A 25,694-nucleotide genomic window follows, 5' to 3' on the forward strand; every position below is an offset into this window, starting at 1 on the left:
TCAGCCTCGCGCGGTCGTGCGGCGGGCGTGACGCAGCGCCGTGGTGCCCGTGTACGCCGGCATGCGCAGCTCGTCGGCGGACAGCACGACGTATCCCAGACCGAAGGCGTCGGCGACCTCGCGGTACGAGCCGACGTAGGACGACGTCTGCAGCGCCGCGCGCAGGGCCGCGGGGTCCCCGACCGCGGAGATGTCGTACGGCGGGGAGTACGGCACGCCGTGCAGGATCACGGAGTTGCCGACGCACTTGATGCCCGTCGTCGCCACGACGCGCTGCCCGCGGATAGTCATGGCCTCGGCGCCGCCCTCCCACAGGGCGTTCGCGACGGCCTGGATGTCCTGCTGGTGCACCACGAGGTCGGAGACAGGCACCTCGCCTGTCTCGTCGGCGGCGTCGATCGCCCGGTCAGGGGCGTCGTCGAGCACGACGGTGAGGCCGGGGCCCGCGACGGGCGCGAGCCCAGCCTGCTGCCGCAGACCGTCGAGCTCTGCCTCGACGTCATCGAGCTCGGTGCCCGCGGCGGAGTCGGCGGCCTCCGCGACGAGACCGTCCACCTCGTCCTGCAGGCGGGTCACGCGCTGCTGGGCCGCCTCGACGCGCTCGCCCGCAGCGACGACGAGATCGGCGAGATCGGTCCTGCGGTCGACCGCCCGCAGGTCGGTGCCGTCGGCGTCGACGTAGGACGTCGCGACCAGCAGGCCGGCGACGGAGGTCGCGACGGGGAGCGCGATCCGCCACCGGGTCGGGCGGACGGGGCGCGACGCGGACACGCGACTACGCTAGCCGAGCCCGGGGCGTGCGATCCCCGGCAGCGTCCGCCGACCCCCTCCGCAGGAGAGCATCGTGGCCAAGTCCAGCACCGAGACGACGATCCCCGACGACGCCGACCGGGTGGCGCTCTCGGTGCCGCGCACGGCGCTGGCCGGCGTGCTGGCCCTCGGCGGCATCGCGTTCCTGGTCTACGTCACCGCGTTCGTCGTCGACAGCGGCACCCCGGCTGCGATCGCCGACCTCGGCCGCTGGGCGTACCTGATCGGCTTCGCCGTCTTCTTCCTCGGCCTGATGGTCGGATCCCACCGTCGCGCCCCGCTCGGCCGCGGCCGCGGCGTGGTGGTGGGGATGCTCGGCTGCTTCCTGATCGGTCTGATCTGGATCTGCGTCTACTACGCCGTCGGCACCCAGATGGACGTGCCGCTGATGACCGAGGTGGGGCAGTACAACCTGGTCGTCGGCATCGGCTTCATGGCCGTGGGCTTCGTCTTCGCCACCAAGTGGGAGTGACCCGCTCCTACGGATCCTCACGAATGACAACCGTGTAGTTGTCCACAGGGTTCTCCACCGGTGTGCAGAACTACACCGGTGTGAATCACCAGACTGTGAGCAAGGCTGTGGACGATCTCGCCGTCCTCTTGCTGGTCAGCCGACCAGCAGGCGCAGCGCGAAGCCCGCGAGCAGCAGCACCGTGAAGGCAGCCAGCCCCGCTGCCTGCACCACGATGCGCGATCGGCGCGGGGCGTACGCCAGCACGGCCATGGTCACCAGGCCGCCGACGAAGCCGCCGAGGTGCGCCTGCCAGGAGATGTTCGGCACGCTGAAGGTGATCACCGCGTTCAGGCCCAGCCAGAACAGCAGCCCGCCGAGCGGCAGGCGTCGGCGCACGAACACGATCAGCAACGCGCCGAGCAGCCCGAAGATGCAGCCCGAGGCCCCGATCGTGGGCGTGTACGGCGGCCCCACCCACAGCACCGCCAGGCTGCCTGCCAGGCCCGAGAGCAGGTAGACCGCCAGCAGGCGTACGCGTCCCAGCACCCGCTCGAGCTGCGGGGCCAGGAAGAACAGCGCCGCCATGTTGAAGCCGATGTGCAGCAGGTCGACGTGCGTGAAGAGGCTGGTGAGCGGCTGCCACAGGGCGCCGTCGCCGAACCCGGGCAGGTAGGTCAGACCGGGCTGGGCTTCGCAGGCCGCGCGGGGCAGGTTGGGGTAGCCCGAGAACCCGTCCGAGCAGATGCCGAGCCCGCGGAGCCCGAGCAGGTCGACGAGCCTGCTGTCGCGACCGCCCGAGGCCTGCACGGCCAGCCACACCACGACGTTGATCGCCAGCAGCGCCATCGAGGTGATGGTGGGGTCGCTGGAGAAGGTGCCGCCGAAGGCGGTGCGGCCCTGCCGCGTGGCCTTCTGGCCGGCCTGGACGCACGGGGGGCACTGGAAGCCCACGGAGGCGGGCGTCATGCAGTCGGTGCAGATGGGCTGGTCGCACCGCTGGCAGCGGACCGGGGCGTACCGGTCGGGGTGCCGGTAGCAGGTGCGACGGGCGGGCCCGCCCGGCTCGCCGGCCGGGCCGGGACCGCCCGCGCCGTCGGACGGCTCGGTCACGCGCGGGGCGCGGACACGCTCATGCGGCGTCCTGGATCTCGACGGACTCGATGACGACGTCGTCGACGGGCTTGTCCATCGGACCGGTCCGCACGGTGGCGATCTTGTCCACGACGTCCCGTGAGGACTGGTCGGCGACCTCGCCGAAGATCGTGTGGCGACGGTTCAGGTGCGGCGTGGGCGCCACGGTGATGAAGAACTGCGAGCCGTTGGTGCCCGGTCCGGCGTTCGCCATCGCCAGGAGGTAGGGCCGGTCGAACTGCAGCTCGGGGTGGAACTCGTCCTTGAACTGGTAGCCCGGTCCACCGCGGCCGTCACCGCGGGGGCAGCCGCCCTGGATCATGAAGTTGTCGATGATGCGATGGAAGATGAGGCCGTCGTAGAAGCGGCCGGTCGTCTTCGCGCCCGTCTGGGGGTCGGCGTACTCCTTCTCGCCCTGCGCGAGGCCGGTGAAGTTCTCCACCGTCGTCGGCGCGTGGTTGCCGAACAGCGTGATGGTGATGTCGCCGTGGTTGGTGTGAAGGATCGCGGTGGGCTCGCCGGACATCGGAGTCCTCTCGGTCGGTGCGGGGCCTGGACCCGAAGATCATGGCACGCGACCGGGAGCCGGCCCCTGGAGGTTGCGGCCCGGGCGCAACGGGCATGAGGCCGAGGACCGTCATGTCTGCCGATCAGTTCAGCTGAAGGAAGGACGGCCCCCGTGCTGTCACGCAAGAACTCGCTGCGCGACTCCGCCTCCGGAGTCGCGGACCAGGTGCGCCCCCGTCTGGAGGAGGCACGCAACGAAGCCCGCAAGAAGGCCGGTCCGGCCGTGAGCGAGGCCCGCGCCAAGGCCGAGCCCGCGCTGCGCGAGGCCGCCGACCGTGCCCGGGGGGAGGCCAGCCGTGTCGCGGCCGAGGCCCGCAGCAAGGCGGCTCCGGCGCTGGACGAGGCGCGCAAGCGTGTGCAGCCTGCCTGGGAGGAGGCTCGTGAGACCGCCTCGCCGTACCTGGAGCAGGCGCGACGTCAGGTGGAGCCCGCCCTCGACGAGGCCCGGCGTCGGGTGCAGCCCGCGCTCGAGGAGGCTCGCTCGAAGGCCGCGCCGTTGGCCCACGAGGCCCGACGGCGCGCCGAGGACCTCTACGACGAGCGCGTCCTCCCCGGTGTCGCGACGGCGATGACCGCCGCCGACGACGCGACCGCGGAATTCCGCCACGAGGCGACCCGCCGCGGGTCCGCCGCCGTCGCGGCGCTCAAGGGCGAGGTGGAGCCCCCGAAGGAGAGCAGCCGCGTACGCAAGGTGCTCTTCGCGGTCGGTCTCGCCGGCGTCGCGGGACTCGTGGCGAAGAAGCTGGGCGACCGGCAGGCCGCGCAGGCCTGGGAGTCCGCGTACACCACGAACCCGCCGCGACCCGCCGCGAGCGCGGCAGGCGGCGCCGAGTCGACGGCGGCGAGCGGCAGGCACCGCGCCGACGACACCGGCGGCGGGAACCCCGGGGAGGCCGTGGCCGACGACGCGGACGGGCCGCACGCCTCGAGCACGCCCGATGACCCTGCTGACGTCGTGGACGTCGAGGCCGACAAGAACTGAGTGCAGCGGGTCACCCCGACGCCGCGAGGTCCTCGGGGCGGTGCTCGTCGACCCAGTCGTCGATCACCGCCCACCAGGTGAAGAGCCAGTCGACCTGCTCCTCCTCGGTGTCGGGGATCTCGGTGTGCGGCACCCGCCACCAGCGCATCGTGATGCGCTTGTCCATCGGCAGCTCGCGCCACATGTCGCGGACGCCGTAGACGTGATCCAGGCCGGTGTGGGCGACGAACATGACGTCGGTCTGCGGTGCCGCGCCCAGGGCGGCGCACAACCCGCCCGGACGGGGGGCCAGCACGTGCTCCATGCCCTCGGCCCGTCCGGCCATGTCGTCGCGTCCGATCTCGCGAAGCTTCTCGATGGCCCGTGCACGACGCTGCGGGGTGTAGTTGCCGCCCTCGGGGAAGATCACGAAGACGTCGTCGTGGTCGAGGTCCCTGGCGAGGTCGGCGATCTGGGACAGCAGGTCCTCGCCACGCTCCGGGTGCGGCTCGACGAACCGGCTGGGGATGCGGTGCAGCAGGGTGCCGACCATCGGCTCCCAGGCGATCGTGTCCTTGAGCACCAGTCGGGGCTCGCGCGCGAACCACTGCATCAGGGCGTAGAGCAGCACGAAGGAGTCCGCCGGCCCGGCGTGGCGGCAGCACACGATGAGCGGCGTCCCCGGCCAGGCGTCCGGGGTGGGGCCCTGCACGTCGATCTCCAGGTGCAGCACACGCCGGGCCTCACGGTGGAAGAGCCTCAGGTAGGTGCGGGCGATCTCGTAGTGCGTCGCCTCGAACCACGGCCGCCGGAGGAACAGCCCGAAGCCCGAGGCGATCCAGAGGCCGAGCAGCTCGACGAGCACGATCGTCTCGACGGTCAGGTGCAGCACCGTCAACCACAGCAGCCGCAGCGGACGCCAGGTGCCGGGCACCCCGGGCGAGACGAGGGCGGCCGCGATCAGCCACAGCGGCAGCAGCGTCCAGACCGCTGCCGTCGACGCGAGCACGACGGGCACGAGCACCAGCCGCTTCGGGGGCAGCAGACGACGCAGGATCCTCATGAGGCCACGCCTCCGGTGCCGTCGAGGTGGGCGCGGGTGGCCTCGTACGCCGCGTCGATCCTGCGACGCACCGCCGAGAAGTCGCGGAAGGCGAGGAGCCTGTCGTCGGCTCGGCTCGTCTCACCGGTCGGCAGCACGTGCACCGAGACGCCCTCGGGCACCGCGGAGGTCTCCCGGACGAAGCGGTGGCGCCGCGCGATCTCGAAGGAGACGCGCGCGACCTCCCAGGGCTGGCTCGGCGGTGTGAGCGGCCGCTCGAGACGTCCGACCTGCATCACGTAGACCGTGGTGGCCCCGAGTTCCACGGCACGCCCGACGGGCACGGAGTTCACGATGCCGCCGTCGAGGAAGTGCTCCCCGTCGACCTCGGCGGGCGGGAAGAGGCCCGGGACCGCAGCGGAGGCGAGGATCGCCGGTACCAGCGGTCCGCTGCTGAACCAGTGCTCGGCGGATCGCTCGATGCAGGACGCCACGCACTGGAAGGGCACGACCAGGTCGGCGAAGTCACGGCTGCCGAGCTCCTCGCGGAGGCGTCGGCGCAGCGGCTCAGCGGAGTGCAGGTGGGTGCGGGTGCGCGCGGCGCGCACGACCTGGCGTACGGGGCCGGACGCGTAGACGTCGGCCGCCCCGGCCGTGGACCACATGTCGACAAGTCGGTCTATCGTCTCGGGCCCGGGGTCCTTCGCGATCACGGCGCCGTTCAGGGCACCGACCGAGGTGCCGAGCACGAGGTCGGGGCGTACGCCGCGCTCGGTGAGGGCGCGCAGCATGCCGACCTCGACTGCTCCGAGGACGCCACCGCCGCCCAGCACGTAGGCGATCGTCATCGCGCGCTCCCCACGACCCCGAGTCCCGTCGGGCCTAGACGTCGGTGTCGTAGGCGGTCGAGGCGATATGCGCGCGGGTGTAGGCAGTCGCGCGCCGCTCGACCAGGAACGTCACCACCGGGACCAGCCCGGCGAGCAGCGACAGCACCGTGAAGCGGGTGGACCATGCTGCCCGGCGGGAGAGCAGGAACGCCACGATCAGGTAGCCGATGTAGATCCAGCCGTGCGGGAACGCGACCCAGGGGATCATCGCCTCGCCGAACCGCTGCGGCGTGGACCCCTCGGGCCACAGGGCGGGGATGACCTGGTGCGCGCGCGCCAGCGGCTCGGCCACCAGGATGAACAGCACGAGGAGGATGCCGACGATCGTCGCGAGCACCCGGAACGCGATCAGCAGGGGCGGGTCCTTCACAGGGGCGGCGGCGTCGGCGGGCTGCGTGGGACTCACCCTGCGAACCTACCGCGGCACCGTCTCCGGGCCCGCGAGCTCTTCGCGCAGGAAGCGCCCCCACACCACGAGCGCGCCCAGGGCGAGCACGAACCACTGCAGGGCGTAGAGGAGGTTGCGCAGCGCGGTCGAGGCCCCGACGGGGGGCACGTCCTCCGGCGGCACCGCCGGCAGGGCCAGCGTCGGCTCGTCATCGGCCACCACGAAGGCGCTGACCAGGTCGACGGGGACGATCTCGGTCAACGAGGCGAGCCGCAGCTCGGGGAAGCGCCGGTCCGTCGGGTCGTCGTCGCGCGCCAACGACCCCTCGCCCGGCTGCAGGAAGCCGGTCAGGTCGACCGGGCCGGAGGGCGAGGCCGGATCCGGGTCGGGAGACCAGCCGAGCACGACCGGCACGGACGTCTCGGTGCGGTCAGGAGCGCCCGTGTCCTCCAGGACGGCCACGGCGACGACCCACCATCCATCGCGGCCCCGCAGCGGCCGGGGGCCGACGACGAAGCCGGTGTCGGGCAACCAGGTGCCGTGCACGGTGACGGGACGGCCGACGTCGTCGCCGGGGAACGGGTCGTCGGCCCCGATGACCTGGGTGAGGGGCACCGGCGGCCGCGTGGACAGGTCGCGCTCCTCGGCGGCGCGCTGCGCCTGCCAGCCCTCGAGCTGCCAGAGCCCGAGGCCGCTGAAGATCGCCAGCGCGACCACGAGCAGCGCCGTGGCCCCCAGGGTGCGTCGACCGAGGAGGATCCTGGCCATGCTCTGCACACCATCATCCTAGGTGCGACGCCTGCATCGGTCGGCCGGCGGCCACGCCCCCGTTTGACGCAGGTCACCGGCAGGCAATCTGACAGACATGACGACCCGTGTGCACCACCTCGACTGCGCCAGGATGCGTCCGCTCGGCGCTGTCCACCCCAAGGTGGCGCCGGCGGTGCTGGTCTCGCACGTCATGGTCGTCGAGAGCTCCGACCGGCTGACGCTGGTCGACACGGGCTTCGGGCGCGGCGACGCCGAGCGCCCCGAGCGGCTCGGCGCCACCGGGCGCACGCTGCGCGCCGAGCTGAGCTACGAGCGTACGGCGCACGCACAGCTCGGCGAGCTCGGACTCTCGCCCGGCGACGTGACCGACATCGTCCTCACCCACCTCGACCTCGACCACGCCGGCGGCATCAAGGACTTCCCGAACGCCGTGGTGCACCTGCACGAGCACGAGCTGCAGGCCGCGCGGGGCCGGCCGTCGCTCAAGGAGCAGCAGAGGTACGTGCCGCCGCAGTGGACACCCGCGCCGCAGTGGCGCACGTACAAGCCCGTGGAGGGCGGCGGCGACGGGTGGATGGGCTTCGACTCCGTCGAGATCATCTCCGACGTCGTCCTCGTGCCGCTCTCGGGCCACACCCGGGGACACTGCGGTGTGGCCGTACGCCGCCCGGACGACGCCGGCTGGTTCCTGCACGCCGGTGATGCGATCTTCGACGCCTCCGAGGCGGGCTCCTCCTCGTCCTGCCCGTGGGGACTGCGCGCCTACCAGCACCTGATCAAGATGGACGGCACCGCCTGGGCGCAGAACCGGGAGCGCCTGCGCGAGCTGCGGGCGGGACACGACGACATCGAGATCGTCGCCTCCCACGACACCGCGCAGTTCGAGAGACTCGCCGGGGTCTCGGTCACGTGAACAGCTGACGAACTCGTCCCGCTGGCCGTGAGGTCGCCGACGAGAGGGGCAGCCTCCCGGCATGACCGAGAGAGATCACCGCCAGCAGATCGTGGACGAGGCCGTCGAGAAGGTGATGGACAAGCCCGGCGTGACCGCCGAGGAGGGGCGCGTCCGCGACCTGGCTCGGGAGGCCGTCGACGAGCTGATCGACCAGCCGGTGCAGACCTTCACGCCGCTGCTCGCGGAGAACGAGGTGCTCACCGAGCTGCACGCCGACGGCAAGGCCGCCTCGCAGGCGCACGTCGCGCCGACCGACTGAGCGGCCGCTGCACAGAGTCTGGTGGAGCCAAGGGGACTCGAACCCCTAACCCCCTGCTTGCAAAGCAGGTGCGCTACCAATTGCGCCATGGCCCCTGGTGGTGGTGCGCGGTGGCTGTCGACCGCCTACCGCGCGTTGCCGCTGCGTGAAGGCACCGGGTCGGTGGCCTCGGCCCACAGCTGCTGCTCGTGCGCGTTCTTGCGTGCTTCGAGCGTGGCGTAGGCGGCGCCGGCGGCAGCTGCTGCCAGGACGAGAAGTCGCTTCATGACCATGCTCCTCTCACACGTGCACCGGTGGGCCTAAGAGGACTTGAACCTCTGACCTCTTCCTTATCAGGGAAGCGCTCTAACCGTCTGAGCTATAGGCCCGGGGATGGCCAGCTGGGCTGACCGGTGGAGATTACCGCACGGCCGGGGCCCCACCCAATCCGGGGGAGACCCTCAGCGAGCGTCCTCCGCCAGCGTGACCTCGATACCGCCGAGCAGCGCGGCGCCGAGGTTGTAGAGGAACGCGGCGAGGGTCGCGATCGCCGTCAGCAGCACGACGTTGATGCCCGCGACGATGAGGGTGAAGCCGACGATCCGGGAGGTGCCGAGGTAGTTCTCGACATCGAAGTCCGTGCTCGACTCCGATCCGATGACCTGGTAGACCATCGCGTTGATCGAGTCCCACACGCCGGCGGCGTCCAGCACGCCCCACACCAGAGCCACCGCCACCACCGTCATCACGCCGAGCGCGATGGAGAGCAGGAAGGCGGTCTTCGCGACCGACCACGGGTCGAGCCGCGTCAGCCGCAGCCGTGCGCGCCGCGTGGGCCGCTTGTTGGTGGTCGCCTTGGACGGGGCGGCGCCGCCGGCGGGGGCCGTCCGGGCGTCGTCGAGGTTGCGCCCGGCGTCCCTCAGAGCGGACCTCACCTTGTCCGCGAAGGAGCGTCCGGAGCTCGAGGCACCCCCCGACGACGAGGAGCTGCCGGACGACGTGGTCCCGGGAGCGGCGTCCCCGGCCGTCGGGTCCCAGCTCTCACGGGAGGGCACGCGGACCTCCTCGGCGTCACGCCGGGTGGGCCGGCTCTTCGACGTGCTGCTGTCGGCCATCAGTCCTCCTCGGGGGCGACCGGGTCGTCGCCGTCACCGATTGTGGCACCACCGGTGGTGTCGGGCTCCGCAGCAGCGTCGTCGGCGGCGACGACAGCCGGGTCGGCGGCGAGCTCCGCCGTGGTCGGCGTCACCGGATCTGCGGCGGCTGCCGCCTCCTCCGCCTCGTCCTCCACGGCCTTCTCGACCGACCGCGTGACGACGGCCACCACGTCCTTGCCCTTCGGGGAGACGAACCTCACGCCCATGGTGGAGCGGCCCGTGGCCCTGAAGTCCGCATCGATGGGGCTGCGGACCACCTGGCCCGAGGTCGTGATGGAGAGGACCTCGTCGCCGTCGACGACGATGAAGGCGGCCACGAGCTGGCCGCGCTCCTCGTTCTCTAGCTTCATCGCGCGGATGCCCAGACCACCGCGGGACTGCAGCCGGTACTCCCCGATCGCCGAGCGCTTCGCGAAGCCGCCGTCGGTCATGGTGAACACGTACTGACCGGGGGCGTCAGCCCCCTCCTCTGCGGCGTCCAAGTCGCCGGTCGCGTCCACCATGTCCTCCGAGCGGATGATCGACATCGACAGCAGGTCGTCCTCGCCGCGGAACTTCATGCCGGTCACGCCGCCGGTGGCGCGACCCATCGGCCGCAGCTGCGCGTCGTCGGCCTTGAAGCGGATCGCCTGACCCTTGCGCGAGACCAGCAGGATGTCGTCGTCGGGGCCGACGAGCTCGGCGCCGATCAGCTCGTCGTCGTCGGCGCGGAAGTTGATCGCGATGACGCCGGCCTGCCTCGGGGAGTTGTAGTCGCCCAGCGGCGTCTTCTTCACCAGGCCCGCGCGGGTGGCCAGCACCAGGTACGGCATCTGGTCGTAGTCGCGGATCGCCAGCACCTGCGCGATCTCCTCGTCCGGCTGGAACGACAGCAGCCCCGCGACGTGGCTGCCCTTCGCGTCCCTCGACGCCTCGGGCAGGTTGTACGCCTTCGTGCGGTAGACCCGGCCGGCCGTGGTGAAGAACAGCAGCCAGTGGTGGTTGCTCGTGGCGATGAAGTGGTCGACCACGTCGTCGCCCCGCAGCGAGGCACCGCGTACGCCCTTGCCGCCGCGCTTCTGCAGCCGGTACTGCGCCGCCAGGGTGCGCTTGGCGTACCCGCCGCGGGTGATGGTGACGACGAGGTCGTCGTCGGGGATCAGGTCCTCCATCGACAGGTCGCCGTCGGCGGCCATGATCTGCGTACGCCGCTCGTCGCCGTACTTGTCGACTATCTCCGCGAGCTCGTCGCGCACGATCGTGCGCTGCCGCGACTCGTTCGCCAGGATGTCCTTGTAGTCCTCGATCGTGCGCTCGAGCTCGGCGAGCCGGTCGATGATCTGCTGACGCTGCAGCGCCGCGAGTCGGCGCAGCTGCATGTCGAGGATGGCGGTCGCCTGGTCCTCGTCGATGTCGAGCAGCCCCATCAGCCCCTGCCTCGCCTCGTCGGCATCGGGACTGTTGCGGATCAGGGCGATGACCTCGTCCAGGGCGTCGAGCGCCTTCACCAGACCGCGGTAGATGTGCGCCTGACGCTCGGCCTCCGCGAGCAGGAAGCGCGTACGCCGGACGATGACCTCGATCTGGTGGGCCACCCAGGCGGTGATGAACTGGTCCAGCGTCAGGGTGCGGGGCACACCGTCGACCAGCGCCAGCATGTTGGCGCTGAAGTTGGTCTGCAGCTCGGTGTGCTTCAGCAGGTTGTTGAGCACCACGCGCGCCACGGCGTCGCGGCGCAGCACGACGACCAGCCGCTGGCCCGTACGCCCCGAGGAGTCGTCCCGCACGTTGGAGATGCCCTGCACCTTGCCGGTGACGGCCAGCTCGGCGATCTTCTTCGCCAGGTTGTCGGGGTTGACCATGTACGGCAGCTGGGAGATGACCAGCACGTTGTGGCCCTTCTCCTCCTCCACGTCGATCACCGCGCGCTGGGTGATCGAGCCGCGACCCGTGCGGTACGCCTCCTCGATGCCCGCGCGGCCCACGATCGTCGCGCCGTTCGGGAAGTCGGGACCCTTCACCCGCTCGATCAGGGCCTCGATCAGCTCCTCGCGCGGCGCGTCCGGGTGGTCCAGCGCCCACGTCGCCGCGGCCGCGATCTCACGCAGGTTGTGCGGCGGGATGTTCGTCGCCATGCCCACCGCGATGCCGGCCGACCCGTTGACCAGCAGGTTCGGATAGCGCGAGGGCAGCACCGTCGGCTCGGAGGACCGGCCGTCGTAGTTCGGCTGGAAGTCGACCGTGTCCCGCTCGATGTCGCGGACCATCTCCAGCGCCAGCGGCGCCATGCGGCACTCCGTGTACCGCATCGCCGCCGCCGCGTCGTCACCCGGCGAGCCGAAGTTGCCCTGCCCGTGGATCAGCGGCGCGCGCATCACCCACGGCTGCGCCAGCCGCACGAGGGTGTCGTAGATCGCCGAGTCGCCGTGCGGGTGGTACTGACCCATCACGTCGCCGACGACGCGGGAGCACTTGGAGAACCCCCGGTCGGGGCGGTAGCCGCCGTCGAACATCGCGTACAGCACGCGCCGGTGCACCGGCTTCAGGCCGTCGCGCACGTCCGGGAGCGCGCGACCCACGATGACGGCCATGGCGTAGTCGATGTACGCCCGCTCCATCGAGGTCTGCAGCTCGACGGGCTCGATCCGTCCACCTGGCGCGGGGGTCGGCGTCTCAGTCATATGTCACTTCCGTACGGCGGTTTCGGTCGCGAGTGGGATATGCGTTGCGAGGTGCGTGCGATGGCAAGGCCGAGGAGCGAAGCTGGGCTTTGAGCGGAGCGGCCCTGCGAGCGACGAGAACGCCGCCAGCGTGCGTGCATCGCAACGCAGATCAGATGTCCAGGAAGCGAACGTCTTTAGCGTTGCGCTGGATGAAGCTGCGGCGCTGCTCGACGTCCTCGCCCATCAGGACGCTGAACACCGCGTCGGCCTGGGCGGCGTCGTCGAGGGTCACCTGCAGCATGAGGCGCTGCTCGGGGTTCATCGTCGTCTCCCAGAGCTCCTCGGCGTTCATCTCGCCGAGACCCTTGTAGCGCTGCACCGGGTTCTCCTTCGGCAGCTTCTTGCCCTGCTCCCTGCCGTCGCGCAGCAGGGCGTCGCGCTCGGCGTCGGAGTAGACGAACTCATGCTCGTGCGGCTTGTTCCAGCGGATGCGGTACAGCGGCGGCTGCGCCATGTAGACGTACCCGCCCTCGATGAGGGGCCGCATGAAGCGGAAGAGCAGCGTCAGCAGCAGCGTGTTGATGTGGTGGCCGTCGACGTCGGCGTCGGCCATCAGCACGACCTTGTGGTAGCGCAGCTTGGCGATGTCGAACTCGTCGTGGATGCCGGTGCCGAGCGCCGAGATGATCGCCTGGACCTCCGTGTTGCCCAGCACCTTGTCGAGGCGGGCCTTCTCGACGTTCAGGATCTTGCCGCGGATCGGCAGGATCGCCTGGATCCGCGGCTCGCGTCCCTGGCGCGCGGAACCACCGGCCGAGTCGCCCTCGACGATGAAGACCTCGCACTCCTCCGGGTTCGTCGACTGGCAGTCGCTCAGCTTGCCCGGCATCCCGCCGCCGCCGAGCAGCCCCTTGCGGGAGCGCGCCAGGTCCCGTGCCTTGCGGGCCGCGAGCCGCGCCGAGGCCGCCGCCTGGGCGCGGCGGATGACGTCCTTGCCCTCGGCAGGGTTCTTCTCCAGCCAGTCGCCGAACTGCTCGAAGACGACGCGCTGGACGAACGTGCGTGCCTCGGTGTTGCCGAGCTTGGTCTTCGTCTGACCCTCGAACTGCGGCTCACCCAGCTTGACCGACACGATGGCGCACAGGCCCTCGCGGATGTCGTCGCCGGAGACGCGGTCCTCTTTCTTCTTGATGAGGTTCCACGCCTCGCCCCAGGAGTTCACCAGGCTGGTCAGGGCCGTGCGGAAGCCCTCCTCGTGGGTGCCGCCCTCGTGGGTGTTGATGGTGTTGGCGAACGTGTGGACCGACTCGGCGTAGGAGGTGTTCCACTGCATCGCGACCTCGAGGCTCATGTGGTTCTCGACGTCGGCGGCGGTCTCGGCCTCGAAGCTGATCACGCTGGGGTTCGACACCTGCTTGGACTTGTTGAGGTGGTCGACGAAGTCCACCAGGCCGCGGTCGAAGCGGAACGTGCGCTCCAGCGCGTCGGTCGCCCCCGTGGCGCCGGCCTCGGCCTCGACGTTGTCGGTGACGGTGGCGTCGGCCTCGGCCGCCGCGGCCTCGAGCCCTCGGGGCCGCTCGTCGCGGACGCAGATCGTCAGGCCCTTGTTGAGGAACGCCATCTCGCGGAAGCGGTTCACGATCGTCTCGAACTTGTAGTCCAGCGTCTCGAAGACGTCCTCGGCCGCCCAGAAGCGGATCGTGGTGCCGGTGTCCTCGGTCGCCTCCTGTCGTTCGAGCGGCGCCTCGGGCACGCCGTACGCGAAGGCCTGGGTCCAGCGGTAGCCGTCGCGCTTGACCTCGACCTCGACCCGGCTCGACAGCGCGTTGACGACCGAGACGCCGACGCCGTGCAGGCCGCCGGAGACCTTGTAGCCACCGCCGCCGAACTTGCCGCCGGCGTGCAGCACGGTCATCACGACGGTGACCGCCGGGATCTTCTCCACCGGGTGGATGTCGACCGGGATGCCGCGGCCGTTGTCGCTGACCTCGACCGCCCCCTCGGGCGTGAGGCGTACGTCGACCCGGTCGCAGTGCCCCGCCAGGGCCTCGTCGACGGAGTTGTCGACGACCTCCCAGATCAGGTGGTGCAGGCCGCGCTCGCCGGTCGACCCGATGTACATGCCCGGCCGCTTGCGCACCGCCTCCAGGCCCTCCAGCACCTGGATCGCTGAGGCGTCGTAGCCGGCCTGGACCTCCGCAGCGGAGATCGGGGAGTCGGCCGGGTCGGGGGAGGGCGTCTGGGTCACGGGGGCCTCTCTGCAGCCGGGGGGACCGCGGGGAGCGGTCAGGTGCTCGCGCGCACGCGCGCGCGAGGCGGAGCAAGGCGTCGACGGCGCAGACGCAGGGCCTGGACGCCGCGATCGACGAGTACGACCAGTTTACCCGCTCGAGGTGCTGCAGGCGAGGACCGCGAGCTCGATCTGGGGACAGCCGGACAGGACAGACGGCTCTCAGAGCCCTGTGACGGGCATCTGGCGCCGCCGGTGGGCTCGCGATCAGCCACGGGTACGCCCCCGGTCCTGCTGGGCCGCCACAGCGGCGTTCTCAGCCGTAGGTGTCGCGGGGTCCGCGACCCTTCACCCGCCGGTTGCCGCGACGCCAGCTCGGGCCGCGTGGACCCTGGATCTCCAGGAAGGTGACGGTCCCGTCGCCGAGCTCGGCGTTGAGCCGCGCCACGAGCGAGGAGGCCAGCAGCGTCAGCTGGGTGGCCCAGGCGGTCGACTCGGCGCGCACGACCAGGCGGCCCCCGTCGTAGGACTCCGGTGTCGTGTGCGCGGCGATGTCCTCGCCGACCACGCCCGCCCACCGCGCCATCACCCCGTGCACGCGCAGGTCGGTGGACCAGCCCTGCTCGGCGACGAGCCGCCCCAGGGAGGCGGCGGCGGTCTGCGGATCACGGTCGTCGGGGTGGGCGCCGCTGACGCCGCCGTCGCGACGACGCGCCCAGGTGCCCTGCGGACGCCGGGAGGGGGGCGCGCCCGACGAGGACGCACGGGAGACCGGCCGTGGCGAGCGAGCCATGGCCCGGGCCACCGACAGCGCCAGCTCGGTGCCGTTCACGTCGTGCGGCTCAGTCTCCGCTGGCCGGCTCGTCTGCTCCTCCGGGCCCGACGGCGGGGTCGTGCTCACCCTGCACCTCCCCGTCTTCGACCACGAACCTGGCGCCTGCCAGCGACTGCGGGACGTCGGCCTCCACGGCCGCGGTGACCAGCACCTGCTCCGCGTCGGCGACGAGCGCCGCGAGCTGGTCGCGCCGCCCCGCGTCGAGCTCTGCGAAGACGTCGTCGAGCACCAGGATCGGGTCGTCGCCGTCGGCGCGCAAGAGCTCGTAGGAGGCGAGCCGCAGCGCCAGCGCGACCGACCACGACTCACCGTGGCTCGCGTAGCCCTTCACCGGCAGATCCCCCAGCTCCAGCGACATGTCGTCGCGATGCGGTCCCACGAGGTTCTGCGCCCGCTCCAGCTCCTCGTCGCGGCGCGCCGCCAGGCCCGACTGCAGCCGCGCCTCCAGCTCGGCACGCCGCCCCGGCCGCGGCTCGGTCTCCCCGCTGACGTCACCGTGCTCGCCGAGCTCCACGCTCGCGCGGTGGCCGAGCACCAGGTCGTCGCGGGCGACGCCGAGGGCCACCGCTGCGTACGCCGACTGCGCGTACGGCTGGAGCGCGGCCAGCAGCAGGAGCCGGGCCTCGAGAATCTCCGCGCCGAGACTGCACAGGCGCTCGTCCCACACCGCCAACGTCGACTCCAGGTTCTCGTCGGGGGTCCCCCGACCGGCCCCCCGCCCGGTGCCCCGACGTACGCCACGGGCCGTCTTCAGCAGCGAGGCGCGCTGCTTCAGCACCCGCTCGTAGTCCGCGCGGACGCCCGCCAGGCGTGGCGTACGCAGGGTCATCAGGTCGTCGAGGAACCGGCGACGCTCCCCGGGGTCGCCCTTGACCAGGGCGAGGTCCTCGGGACTGAAGACCACCGTCCGGAGCAGACCCACCAGGTCCCGTGACCTCGGGAGCGCGTTGCGGTTGACGCGCGCCCTGTTCGAGCGGCCCGGGATGATCTCGACCTCGAGCGTCGCCAGCCGTCCGTCCCGCTCAACCGCGGCACGGACCAGCGCCGCCTCGGCTCCGCGTCTGACCAGCGGGGCGTCCGAGGCCACCCGGTGGGAGCCGAGGTGGGCGAGGTAGTCCACGGCCTCCACGAGGTTGGTCTTGCCCTGGCCGTTGCGACCGACGAACGCCGTGGGCCCGGGACCGAGCTCGACGTCGAGGGAGGCGTAGGAGCGGAAGTCGCGCAGGGTGAGGTGGCGGACGTGCACGCTGTGCGGTCAGCCGTCCCCGTCGGTCTTCATCGCGTGACCACCGAACTGGTTGCGCATCGCGGCGACCGCCTGCATGGCCGGGGAGTCGCTCTGCCGCGAGGTGAAGCGCGCGTAGAGCGCGGCCGCGATGGCCGGGGTCGGGACCGCGTGGGAGATGCCGGCCTCGACCGTCCACCGGCCCTCACCGGAGTCGTCGGCGTAGCCGGCGATGCCCTCGAGCCCGGGTCGCTCGTCGAGGGCGTCGACCAGCAGGTCCAGCAGCCAGGAGCGGATGACGGTGCCCTGCTTCCAGGACCGGAACACCTCGGTGACGTTCTCGACCTGGTCGCTGGCCTGCAGCAGCTCGAAGCCCTCGGCGTACGCCTGCATCACCGCGTACTCGATGCCGTTGTGCACCATCTTCGCGAAGTGGCCGGCACCGCACGGCCCGGCGTGCACCCAGCCGAAGTCGCCCGGCGGCTTCAGCGCGTCGAAGATCGGCTGTGCGGTCGCGATGTCGGCGTCGGAGCCGCCGGCCATCAGCGCGTAGCCCTCCTGCAGACCCCAGACGCCGCCGGAGACGCCGCAGTCGACGAAGCCGATCTTCTTCGACCCCAGCAGCTCGGCGTGCTCGAGGTCGTCGCTCCAGCGGGAGTTGCCGCCGTCGATGACGAGGTCGCCCTCGTCGAGGAGGTCGCCGAGCGAGGAGATCGTCTGCGCGGTCGCCTCCCCGGCCGGGACCATCACCCAGATCACCCGCGGCGAGGGCAGGGCCTCGACCAGGGCCTCGAGGGAGTCGACGTCGCGCTTGTCGGGACTCTGGTCGAACCCGACGACCTCGTGGTCGGCGCGGCGCAGACGCTCGCGCATGTTGCCGCCCATCTTGCCGAGTCCGATCATGCCGAGCTTCACGAGGATTCCTCCTGGTCGTCGGGTGGTGGAGCCTGCGGAACTTCTCAGCCGAGCAGGCGGCGCGGCATCAGCAGGTAGCGGAACGAGGAGTCCACGACCTCGCCGTTGTCGCCCTCGCTGCGGACGCCGGAGATCACCACCGGCTTCGAGGACTGGGTGAAGGCCATCTCGACCTGCGGGGTCTCCAGGGCGGAGAGGCCGTCGAGGAGGTAGTCGGGGTTGAAGCCGGTGGTGATGTCCTCACCGGTCACCTCCGCCTCGATCGCCTCGGAGGCCTGGGCCTCCTCGCCGCTGCCGGCGTCGAGGGTCAGCTGGCCCGCGGTGAACGCCAGCTGCACCGCGGTGTTGCGGTCGGCGACGAGCTTCACCCGCTTCACGGCATCGACGAGGGTGGCCCGGTCGAGCTTCGCCACGGTGCCGTGCTCGCTGGGGAACAGCGACCTGACCTTGGGGAACTCGCCCTCCAGCAGGCGCGTGGTGGTGCGGCGTACGCCCCCGCCGGCGCGGCCCTCGAACCCGATGATGCCCTCGCCCTGGCCGGCGGAGCTGAGGGCGATCGTGATCTCGCCGCCGGCCGCGAGGGCGCGGGCGGTGTCGTTGAGCACCTTGGCCGGGATGAGCGCGGCCGCCGAGACGTCGGAGGCACCGGGGTCCCAGCCGAGCTCACGGTGGGAGAGCCGGAACCGGTCGGTGGCGAGCAGGTTGATCGTCGAGCCCTCGATCTCGACGCGCACGCCGGTGAGGACGGGGAGCATGTCGTCGCGGCCCGCCGCGGTGACGGCCTGACCGACCGCCGCGGTGAAGGTCTCGGCGGAGACGGTGCCCGTCGCCTCGGGCATGCTCGGCAGGGACGGGTACTCCTCCACCGGCATCGTCTGGAACGAGAACCGCGCGGACCCGCAGGTCAGGGTCACCTTCGAGCCGTCGGCGACCATCTCGACCGGTCGGTCGGGCAGGCTGCGGCACACGTCGGCGAGCAGGCGCCCGGAGATCAGCACCCGGCCCTCGCCCGAGATCTCGGCGGACAGGGTCGCCCGGGCGGAGGTCTCGTAGTCGAAGGCCGAGAGCACCAGGGAGTCCGGGCCCGCACCGCTGCCGTCGGTGCCACCACCGGCCTCGATCAGGAGCCCGGCGAGCACCGGCGTGCTCGGGCGCGCCGGGAGGCTGCGGGCGGTCCAGGCGACGGCGTCTGCGAGAACGTCTCGCTCCACACGGAACTTCACGACCGGTCTCTCCTCGTTGCTCGGCGGACTCGCATCCTGTCACGGTCCCGGCGGTTCTCCCCAGGCAGCGGGCGTGTCAGGTTTTCTCGTCATTCGATCCATGTGACAGGTAGGTGGTGGTCATAGGTCCTGTCGAGTCTGTGGACAAGCACGGTCCTCGCAGGTCGTCCCGTGCGTGTGCCTGTGGACGCCGGTGTGGAGGGCACCCCGTGGGTCCGGGAGGGCTGGGGACGCAGGAGCCTCCGTGACGGTGCACGCCTTGTCGTCCACCGGGAGTCGACAGGTGAATCACAGGTTCGTGCACAGGAGCGTCAGCTGCTGCGGGCCGCCTGCCGGATGCGGGTGGTGAGCTCGGCGACCTGGTTGTACGTCGTGGGCTTCTCCGCCAGCGCCTCCCGGATCTTGCGCTCGGCGTACAGCACGGTGGAGTGGTCGCGGTTGCCGAAGTGCTGACCGATCTTCGGCAGGGACAGCCCGGTCAGCTCCCGGCACAGGTACATGCCGATCTGGCGGGCGTTGACCAGCGCCCGGTTGCGCGACCCGCTGCACAGGTCGTCGATCGAGACGTCGAAGAAGGCCGCGGTCTGGGCCAGGATCAGGCCCGGTGTCACCTCGACCTCGCCGGTGGTGGGGATGACGTCCTTGAGCACGATCTCGGCCAGGGTGGCGTCCACCCGCTGGCGGTTGAGGTTGGCGAAGGCGGTGACGCGGATGAGAGCGCCCTCGAGCTCGCGGATGTTCGTCGCGATCTTCGAGGCGATGAACTCGAGCACGTCGGCGGGCACGTCGAGCCGCTCCTGGGCGGCCTTCTTGCGCAGGATCGCGATGCGCGTCTCCAGGTCGGGAGGCTGCACGTCGGTGGTCAGGCCCCACTCGAACCGGCTGCGCAGGCGGTCCTCGAGGGCCTCGAGGCGCTTGGGCGGGCGGTCGGAGGTGATGACGATCTGCTTGCCGGCGTTGTGGAGGGCGTTGAAGGTGTGGAAGAACTCCTCCTGCGTCTGGATCTTGCCCTCGAGGAACTGGATGTCGTCGATGAGGAGCACGTCGACGTCGCGGTAACGCCGCTTGAACCGGTCGTTGCGGTCGTTGTCGCGGATCGAGTTGATGAACTCGTTCGTGAACTCCTCGCTCGAGACGTACCGAACGCGCATCGAGGCGTACATCGAGCGCACGTAGTGGCCCACGGCGTGCAGCAGGTGCGTCTTGCCGAGGCCTGAGTCGCCGTAGATGAGGAGCGGGTTGTACGCGCGCCCCGGCGCCTCGGCGACGGCGATGGCGGCGGCGTGCGCGAACCGGTTGGAGCTGCCGATCACGAATGTGTCGAAGGAGTACTTCGGGTTCAGGCTCGAGTCCGCGTCGCCCGATGGTGCGGAGGACGCAGCGGACCCGGTGGTGGTCGGGGCCGTCGGGTCCGAAGCGGGCTCGTCGATGTCACGACGTGCGATGCGGTCGTTCAGCGACATGTCGACAGATGCACCTGTCGACCTGTCGTCATGTGTCTGTGTCGACGAATCTACATCGGCGGCGACCGCCGGCCCGAGGTCACGCTCGGCCTCCAGCGGGGGCAGCTCGGCGAGGAAGTCGGGGTCCACCGTCACCGCGAGGCGGCTGTCGAAGCCGGTGAGCAGCGACAGCTCCTGCTCCAACGTCGGTCGCAGCCGCTGCTCGATCTGCTGACGGAAGAACTCGTTGCCCACCGCGATGACGACCAGGTTCATGTCGCGGTGGATCGCGTAAGGCCGGCTGCCGTCCAGCCACGCCCGCTGGCTCGAGACGAGCTGGCCCAGCAGCCGCTGCCACAGCGGCTCGAAGGCACGCGCCTCGTGCTGCGGCGTGAGCGGCTCGTCGGAAGCGCTGGGAACTGGTCCGGTGTGGGCGTCGGTCACGGCGGTCGGGTCTCCAGAGGTCGGCGGTCCGGGCAGCACAGGGCACAGCGAGGGGCACGGCAAGCCTCGACTGACGGGGCGCCGTCCACAACGTTGTCCACAGCTTGTGGACACTTCGATCGTCGCCCTCCGTGGCGTCTGAACTGGACGTCCGACGCTTCTCCACGGGGGCTCCCGCTGTGCGGGTCGGTAACGAATCGGTACGTTATCCCCAGACGGGAGGCCCCAGCAACAGTTGTCCACAGGCTGTCGCCGCGGTGTCCGTCGCGACGGACGCGAATTGACCGGTCCCAGCGCCAGCACGTACCGTGGGCCGGTCGACGAGACGTGTCGTGGCGCAGGCTCGCCCTGGCGCCGACCTCCGTCGACGCCGCCGTGTCCCGAGGCCGTTCGCAGGGCACGCCCCCGACCAGTTCGTCACCGATCACCGGAGTGTCCGATGAGCAAGCGCACCTTCCAGCCGAACAACCGCCGCCGGGCACGCACCCACGGCTTCCGCCTGCGCATGCGCACGCGTGCGGGTCGTGCGGTCATCTCCAACCGTCGCCGCAAGGGCCGCGCGAAGCTGTCGGCCTGAGCCCGGCCCGCACCCTGCCGGCCCGCGCGAGCGTGCTGCCGTCGGCCCACCGCCTGACCCGGGCGTCGGACTTCCGTGACTGCATCCGCCGCGGTGCACGCGGGGGGAGTCGCACGCTGACCGTGCACCTGGCCCCGGGGACCGAGTCGTCCCCGAGGGTCGGTCTCGTGGTGAGCAAGGCGGTCGGCAACGCGGTCGTCCGCAACCGTGTTTCGCGCCGGCTGCGTCACCTGGCTGCCGATCGCCTGGCGACGATCCCGCCCGGTGCGCGGGTGGTGCTGCGGGCCTCACCGGCTGCGGCCGACTGCTCCAGCGCAGAGCTTAGCGCCGACCTGGACCGCGCGTTGCGCACGGCGGTCGGCCGTGTCGCGCGTCGTGGCGCGTGACCGGGACGTGAGCAGCTCATGAGGTACGACCCCGTGCGCTGGCTCCTGATCGGGTTTCTGCGGCTCTACCGGCTCCTCATCAGCCCGCTGTACGGCCAGGTGTGCCGCTACCACCCGAGCTGCTCGGCCTACGCACTCACGGCCGTGGAGACCAAGGGCAGCCTGCGAGGCACGTGGTTGGCGGGCCGGCGACTGGTCAGGTGTCATCCTTGGGCCGAGGGTGGCTACGACCCGGTGCCCGGCACCGAGATCACCTACGAGCACGATCCGTCACCACTTCCCGAGACTCCCCGACGAGAGGTCTGACCCGTGGACACCCTGGGCGCCATCGGCAGCTTCATCATGACGCCGCTGTACTACGTCATCTCGTTCGTGCTCGTCACGTTCCACGAGCTCTTCAGCCTGGTGATGGACCCCGCCTCGGGTGCGTCGTGGGTGCTGTCGATCATCTTCCTGACCCTCGTGGTGCGCATCGCGCTTATCCCGCTGTTCGTCAAGCAGATCAAGTCCAGTCGCAACATGCAGCTGATGCAGCCCAAGGTCGCCGAGCTGCGCAAGAAGTACGGTCACGACCGGGAGCGTCTCGCCCAGGAGACGATGAAGCTCTACAAGGACTCGGGCACCAACCCGTTCGCGTCCTGTCTCCCGCTGCTGCTGCAGATGCCGATCTTCCTGGCGCTGTTCCACCTGCTGAACGGCGCCGCGAACAGCGAGGCCAAGGGCTTCCTGGACCAGACACAGGCTTCGCAGTTCGGCGAGGCGACCCTCTTCGGTGCCCGCATCGCCGACACCTTCATCGGCACGAGCCTGACCGAGGTCCGCATCTTCGCCGCGATCCTCGTCGTCGCGATGACGGCGACGACGTTCCTCACCCAGCGGCAGCTGATGAGCAAGAACATGCCGCCCGAGGCGCTCACGGGGCAGTTCGCACAGCAGCAGAAGTTGCTGCTCTACGTGCTCCCGCTCGTCTTCGGCATCGGCGGCATCGCCTTCCCGATCGGCGTGCTCTTCTACTGGACGACCTCGAACCTGTGGACGATGGGTCAGCAGTTCTACGTCATCCGCAACAACCCGGCGCCCAACACACCCGCCGCCGACGCGAAGCTCGAGCGCGACAAGGCCAAGGCGGAGCGCAAGGCCGCCCGTGGTGGCGTGGCGCCCGCCCCGGAGCCCGAGCCCGAGGTCGCCCCCAAGCCGGTCGACCGTCAGCGTCAGCAGCCCAAGAAGCAGAGCCGCAGCCAGCGCAGGTCCGGCAGCGGCAACCAGCCGAACCGCCAGCAGAACCAGCAGCCCCAGCAGGCTCAGCAGTCCGCGCGACGGAAGAAGCAGCCCCGTCCCGGACCGAGCGAGGTCCCGCGGGACCGCACAGGCGGCGGCGCGACCCCTGAGGAGAAGCAGTGAGCGAGAGCACCACCATGGTCGAGGACGACGAGACGCGTACGCGCCCCTCGCGCGTGAAGCGCCTGGAGAACGAGGGCGAGATCGCCGCGGACTACCTCGAGGAGCTGCTCGACATCGCCGACCTCGACGGCGATCTCGACATGGACGTGGAGAACGACCGGGCCGCGGTCTCGGTCGTGGGCGCCGATCTCAGCCAGCTGGTCGGCCGTGACGGTGAGGTGCTGGAGGCGCTGCAGGAGCTCACGCGGTTGGCGGTCTACCGGGAGACCGGTGAGCGCAGCCGGCTGATGCTCGACATCTCCGGCTACCGCGCCGACCGGCGACAGGCGCTCACGGCCCAGGCGACCGAGGCGGTGGCGCGCGTACGCAAGGCCGGTGAGGCCGCCCACCTGGAGCCGATGAGCGCCTTCGAGCGCAAGGTCGTCCACGACGCCGTGGCCGCCGCGGGATTGCGCTCGGAGTCCGAGGGCGCGGAGCCGCGACGTCACGTCGTGGTCCTCCCCGACTGAGGTGTCCGACGAGGTTTCCCGTGAAACCGTCGTGGCGCCCGACGGTGCGCGACGGCTCTTCGGAGAGCGGTTCGACATCGCGCAGGCGTACGCCGACTGGCTCGCCGGCGCCGGCGTCGAGCGCGGCCTGATCGGTCCGCGCGAGACGCCCCGCCTGTGGGAGCGCCACGTGCTGAACTGCGCCGTCGTCGCCGAGGCCGTCCCCGAGGGAGCGCACCTGTGCGACGTCGGCACGGGCGCCGGGCTGCCCGGTCTCGTGCTGGCGATCGCCCGACCCGACCTCACGGTCACGTTGGTCGAGCCCTTGTTGCGGCGCACCACCTTCCTCGACGAGGTCGTGGCTGACCTGGGGCTCGACCGGGTCGAGGTCGTGCGCGCCAGGGCCGAGGAGCAGCACGGGCGGGCGACGTACGACGTGGTCACCTCCCGGGCGGTGGCGCCCATCGACCGTCTGATGCGCTGGTGCTGGCCACTCGCAGGCCCCGGCGGTCAGGTGCTGGCCATGAAGGGCTCCTCGGTGCGTGAGGAGATCGCGACGCACCGCAAGGCGCTGCGCCGCATCGGTTGCGGCGAGCCGGAGGTGCTGACCGTCGGTGACGAAGCCCTCGACCGGCCGGTGACCCTGGCCCGGGTGTGGCGCGACTGAAGCGTCCGCGGCTCCGTCTACCGTCGGGGTCATGACGTCCCTGGAGTGGCCGCCCACGGCCCCGATCGAGCAGATGCCCCGGCCTGCCCGCCGCCGGGTGCTCGTCGTCGCGAACCAGAAGGGTGGGGTCGGCAAGACCACCTCGGCCGTGAACCTGGCCGCGGCACTGGCCCGGGGAGGCCTGCGGGTTCTCCTCGTCGACCTCGACCCGCAGGGCAACGCCTCGACGGCCCTGGGGGTCGAGCGGGAGCAGCGGGTGCGTACGGCCTACGACGTGCTGGTCGACGGGATGCCTGTGGCCGAGGCCGTCGTGCCCTGTGCCCTCGTCCCCGGACTCGACGTGCTGACGGCCACCGCCGACCTGGCCGGTGCCGAGATCGAGCTCGTCAGCGCGGTGGCGCGGGAGACACGACTGCGAGGGGTGCTGCGCCCCGTGCTCGATGACGCCGACACCTACGACTACGTCTTCATCGACTGCCCGCCGTCGCTGGGACTCCTGACGCTCAACGCGTTGGTCGCTGCGGAGGAGCTCCTGATCCCGATCCAGGCGGAGTACTACGCGCTGGAGGGACTCGGGCAGCTGGTGCACACCGTCGAGCTGGTGCGTACGCACCTGAACCCGGAGCTGCGGGTCGCCGCGTGCCTGCTCACGATGTACGACGGCCGCACCCGCCTCTCCGCGGGCGTCGCCGCCGAGGTGCGTGCACACTTCGGCGACCAGGTGCTCGCGACCGCGATCCCGCGCTCGGTCCGTGTCTCGGAGGCCCCGAGCCACGGCCAGACCGTCCTGACCTACGACCCCGCATCACCCGGCGCCCGGGGCTACCTCGAGGCCGCCCGGGAGATCGCCCTGAGAGGAGCCGCACGATGAGCAGCCACGAGACGAGCACGGTGCGTCGAGGCCTCGGCCGAGGCCTCGGGGCGCTCATTCCCAGCGGGCCGTCGGACTCCTCCGGGTCCGCCGCCTCCGCGTGGGTGCCCTCGGAGCCGACCCCCGACCTGCGCCTGCCCGCGCAGTCCCACGCTGTGGAGACGACCCCGGACGGTCCGAGGTTCGCGGAGGTCCCCCTCGACGCGATCACGCCGAACCCCCGGCAGCCGCGGGAGGTGTTCGACGAGGACGCGCTCGCCGAGCTCGTGCACTCGATCCGCGAGGTCGGCCTGCTCCAGCCGATCGTGGTGCGGCAGACGCGTCGCGACGCGTACGAGCTGGTGATGGGTGAGCGACGGTGGCGCGCTGCGCAGGCGGCGGGCCTCGAGCGGATCCCGGCCATCGTGCGGGCCACCGACGACGCCGACATGCTCAGGGACGCGCTCCTGGAGAACCTGCACCGGGCCCAGCTCAACCCGCTGGAGGAGGCCGCCGCCTACCAGCAGATGATCGAGGACTTCGGGTGCACGCACGAGGATCTCGCGCAGAGCATCGGGCGCAGCCGCCCCCGGATCACCAACACCCTGCGCCTGCTGCGCCTCAGCCCGCCGGTGCAGCGCCGCGTGGCCGCCGGCGTGCTCTCGGCCGGTCACGCCCGTGCGTTGGTCACCGTCGAGGACCCCGCGCTCCAGGAGAGCCTGGCCGCCCGGGTGGTGGCCGAGGGCATCTCCGTCCGCGCCCTGGAGGAGATCGTGGCGACCTCGCGCGCCGAGCAGGCGCGCGCCAAGGCACCGCGGGCGCCACGGCGTGCCGACCCCGAGCTCCTCGCTCTCGGTGAGCGGCTGGGTGACCGCCTCGAGACCCGGGTGAAGGTCGACATGGGCCGCGACAAGGGGCGTGTGGTCATCGAGTTCGCGACCGCGGAGGACCTGGCGCGCATCACCGCCCTGATCGCCGGGACGGACGGTTCCGACGCGTCGTAGG

At 71.2% G+C, this 25,694-nt stretch carries 28 protein-coding genes and 2 tRNA genes; 12 read left to right on the top strand and 18 right to left on the bottom strand.

Translation table 11 applies throughout. From position 1 onward, the window contains the following. On the bottom strand, positions 1-771 hold the full coding sequence (locus tag KLP28_06650; protein QWC86363.1) for a DUF881 domain-containing protein: 771 nt from the start codon (positions 769-771) through the stop codon (positions 1-3). A 292-nt stretch (positions 772-1,063) separates the two neighbouring features. Here KLP28_06650 and KLP28_06655 point away from each other — a divergent pair, with 292 nt between their 5' ends. Beyond that, positions 1,064-1,282 (top strand): cell division protein CrgA, encoded by a 219-nt coding sequence (locus KLP28_06655; protein ID QWC86853.1) that lies wholly within the window; start codon positions 1,064-1,066, stop codon positions 1,280-1,282. A 135-nt stretch (positions 1,283-1,417) separates the two neighbouring features. On the opposite strand, the gene KLP28_06660 is transcribed toward KLP28_06655, so the two are convergent. Both KLP28_06660 and KLP28_06665 read right to left on the bottom strand, forming a co-directional pair. Next, the gene (locus KLP28_06660) at positions 1,418-2,374 is read right to left on the bottom strand and encodes a rhomboid family intramembrane serine protease (GenBank protein ID QWC86364.1); all 957 of its coding nucleotides are present in this window, start codon (positions 2,372-2,374) and stop codon (positions 1,418-1,420) included. 19 nt (positions 2,375-2,393) lie between these two features. Then, complete coding sequence (locus tag KLP28_06665) at positions 2,394-2,921, bottom strand: peptidylprolyl isomerase (protein ID QWC86365.1); 528 nt, start codon at positions 2,919-2,921, stop codon at positions 2,394-2,396. 153 nt (positions 2,922-3,074) lie between these two features. Here KLP28_06665 and KLP28_06670 point away from each other — a divergent pair, with 153 nt between their 5' ends. Beyond that, complete coding sequence (locus KLP28_06670) at positions 3,075-3,944, top strand: apolipoprotein A1/A4/E family protein (GenBank protein QWC86366.1); 870 nt, start codon at positions 3,075-3,077, stop codon at positions 3,942-3,944. A 10-nt stretch (positions 3,945-3,954) separates the two neighbouring features. Here the strand turns inward: KLP28_06670 and KLP28_06675 are convergent, their stop codons facing one another. The 4 genes from KLP28_06675 to KLP28_06690 are packed head-to-tail and all read right to left on the bottom strand — an operon-like array spanning position 3,955 to position 7,020. After that, positions 3,955-4,986 carry a 1-acyl-sn-glycerol-3-phosphate acyltransferase gene (locus KLP28_06675; GenBank protein QWC86367.1) on the bottom strand — a complete coding sequence of 344 codons (1,032 nt, stop codon included), beginning with the start codon at positions 4,984-4,986 and terminating at the stop codon, positions 3,955-3,957. Continuing rightward, positions 4,983-5,813, bottom strand: coding sequence for a patatin-like phospholipase family protein (locus KLP28_06680; protein ID QWC86368.1), 831 nt, complete (start codon positions 5,811-5,813; stop codon positions 4,983-4,985). Before KLP28_06680 ends, KLP28_06675 begins: the two co-directional genes overlap by 4 nt. Before the next feature lie 34 nt (positions 5,814-5,847). Then, positions 5,848-6,210 carry a DUF3817 domain-containing protein gene (locus KLP28_06685; protein QWC86854.1) on the bottom strand — a complete coding sequence of 121 codons (363 nt, stop codon included), beginning with the start codon at positions 6,208-6,210 and terminating at the stop codon, positions 5,848-5,850. A 60-nt stretch (positions 6,211-6,270) separates the two neighbouring features. After that, positions 6,271-7,020, bottom strand: a complete 750-nt coding sequence (locus KLP28_06690) for an SURF1 family protein (protein QWC86369.1) — start codon at positions 7,018-7,020, stop codon at positions 6,271-6,273. Between the two features lie 88 nt (positions 7,021-7,108). Here KLP28_06690 and KLP28_06695 point away from each other — a divergent pair, with 88 nt between their 5' ends. Both KLP28_06695 and KLP28_06700 read left to right on the top strand, forming a co-directional pair. After that, positions 7,109-7,927 (top strand): MBL fold metallo-hydrolase, encoded by an 819-nt coding sequence (locus KLP28_06695; protein ID QWC86370.1) that lies wholly within the window; start codon positions 7,109-7,111, stop codon positions 7,925-7,927. Between the two features lie 61 nt (positions 7,928-7,988). Next, positions 7,989-8,228, top strand: coding sequence for a hypothetical protein (locus KLP28_06700; protein QWC86371.1), 240 nt, complete (start codon positions 7,989-7,991; stop codon positions 8,226-8,228). A gap of 19 nt (positions 8,229-8,247) precedes the next feature. Here the strand turns inward: KLP28_06700 and KLP28_06705 are convergent. From KLP28_06705 to dnaA, 11 genes are all read right to left on the bottom strand, one after another. Next, a tRNA-Ala gene (locus tag KLP28_06705) sits at positions 8,248-8,323 on the bottom strand. Between the two features lie 30 nt (positions 8,324-8,353). Continuing rightward, positions 8,354-8,494, bottom strand: coding sequence for a DLW-39 family protein (locus tag KLP28_06710; protein ID QWC86372.1), 141 nt, complete (start codon positions 8,492-8,494; stop codon positions 8,354-8,356). 28 nt (positions 8,495-8,522) lie between these two features. Continuing rightward, positions 8,523-8,596, bottom strand: a tRNA-Ile gene (locus KLP28_06715). A gap of 72 nt (positions 8,597-8,668) precedes the next feature. After that, positions 8,669-9,322 (bottom strand): DUF3566 domain-containing protein, encoded by a 654-nt coding sequence (locus tag KLP28_06720; GenBank protein QWC86373.1) that lies wholly within the window; start codon positions 9,320-9,322, stop codon positions 8,669-8,671. Continuing rightward, complete coding sequence (gyrA, locus tag KLP28_06725) at positions 9,322-12,024, bottom strand: DNA gyrase subunit A (protein ID QWC86374.1); 2,703 nt, start codon at positions 12,022-12,024, stop codon at positions 9,322-9,324. The genes KLP28_06720 and gyrA overlap by 1 nt, the downstream gene beginning before the upstream one ends. A gap of 151 nt (positions 12,025-12,175) precedes the next feature. Next, positions 12,176-14,254, bottom strand: coding sequence for a DNA topoisomerase (ATP-hydrolyzing) subunit B (gyrB, locus tag KLP28_06730; GenBank protein ID QWC86375.1), 2,079 nt, complete (start codon positions 14,252-14,254; stop codon positions 12,176-12,178). 298 nt (positions 14,255-14,552) lie between these two features. Beyond that, complete coding sequence (locus KLP28_06735; GenBank protein QWC86855.1) at positions 14,553-15,029, bottom strand: DUF721 domain-containing protein; 477 nt, start codon at positions 15,027-15,029, stop codon at positions 14,553-14,555. Between the two features lie 49 nt (positions 15,030-15,078). Beyond that, positions 15,079-16,317 (bottom strand): DNA replication/repair protein RecF, encoded by a 1,239-nt coding sequence (gene recF / locus KLP28_06740; protein ID QWC86376.1) that lies wholly within the window; start codon positions 16,315-16,317, stop codon positions 15,079-15,081. A 9-nt stretch (positions 16,318-16,326) separates the two neighbouring features. Continuing rightward, positions 16,327-17,211 (bottom strand): decarboxylating 6-phosphogluconate dehydrogenase, encoded by an 885-nt coding sequence (gnd, locus tag KLP28_06745; GenBank protein QWC86377.1) that lies wholly within the window; start codon positions 17,209-17,211, stop codon positions 16,327-16,329. 44 nt (positions 17,212-17,255) lie between these two features. Further along, positions 17,256-18,434 carry a DNA polymerase III subunit beta gene (gene dnaN / locus KLP28_06750; GenBank protein QWC86378.1) on the bottom strand — a complete coding sequence of 393 codons (1,179 nt, stop codon included), beginning with the start codon at positions 18,432-18,434 and terminating at the stop codon, positions 17,256-17,258. Positions 18,435-18,745: 311 nt separating this feature from the next. After that, a complete protein-coding gene (dnaA, locus tag KLP28_06755; GenBank protein QWC86856.1) occupies positions 18,746-20,368 on the bottom strand; it encodes a chromosomal replication initiator protein DnaA in 1,623 nt (540 codons plus the stop codon). A 391-nt stretch (positions 20,369-20,759) separates the two neighbouring features. Here dnaA and rpmH point away from each other — a divergent pair, with 391 nt between their 5' ends. The 8 genes from rpmH to KLP28_06795 are packed head-to-tail and all read left to right on the top strand — an operon-like array spanning position 20,760 to position 25,693. After that, entirely contained in the window at positions 20,760-20,897 is a 138-nt protein-coding gene (rpmH, locus tag KLP28_06760) for a 50S ribosomal protein L34 (protein QWC86379.1), read from the top strand. Positions 20,898-20,929: 32 nt separating this feature from the next. Beyond that, complete coding sequence (gene rnpA / locus KLP28_06765) at positions 20,930-21,283, top strand: ribonuclease P protein component (protein ID QWC86380.1); 354 nt, start codon at positions 20,930-20,932, stop codon at positions 21,281-21,283. A gap of 18 nt (positions 21,284-21,301) precedes the next feature. Then, complete coding sequence (gene yidD, locus KLP28_06770; GenBank protein QWC86381.1) at positions 21,302-21,589, top strand: membrane protein insertion efficiency factor YidD; 288 nt, start codon at positions 21,302-21,304, stop codon at positions 21,587-21,589. Between the two features lie 12 nt (positions 21,590-21,601). Next, a complete protein-coding gene (gene yidC, locus KLP28_06775; GenBank protein QWC86857.1) occupies positions 21,602-22,684 on the top strand; it encodes a membrane protein insertase YidC in 1,083 nt (360 codons plus the stop codon). A gap of 14 nt (positions 22,685-22,698) precedes the next feature. Then, complete coding sequence (locus KLP28_06780; GenBank protein QWC86858.1) at positions 22,699-23,193, top strand: KH domain-containing protein; 495 nt, start codon at positions 22,699-22,701, stop codon at positions 23,191-23,193. 1 nt (position 23,194) lies between these two features. After that, positions 23,195-23,839, top strand: a complete 645-nt coding sequence (rsmG, locus tag KLP28_06785; GenBank protein QWC86382.1) for a 16S rRNA (guanine(527)-N(7))-methyltransferase RsmG — start codon at positions 23,195-23,197, stop codon at positions 23,837-23,839. A 31-nt stretch (positions 23,840-23,870) separates the two neighbouring features. After that, positions 23,871-24,710: an AAA family ATPase gene (locus tag KLP28_06790; protein QWC86383.1), complete on the top strand. Its 840-nt coding sequence runs from the start codon at positions 23,871-23,873 to the stop codon at positions 24,708-24,710. Beyond that, on the top strand, positions 24,707-25,693 hold the full coding sequence (locus KLP28_06795; protein QWC86384.1) for a ParB/RepB/Spo0J family partition protein: 987 nt from the start codon (positions 24,707-24,709) through the stop codon (positions 25,691-25,693). The genes KLP28_06790 and KLP28_06795 overlap by 4 nt, the downstream gene beginning before the upstream one ends. The last annotated feature ends 1 nt before the right edge of the window (position 25,694 follow it).

This window comes from Nocardioidaceae bacterium (assembly GCA_018672315.1).
GTDB lineage: Bacteria > Actinomycetota > Actinomycetes > Propionibacteriales > Nocardioidaceae > TYQ2.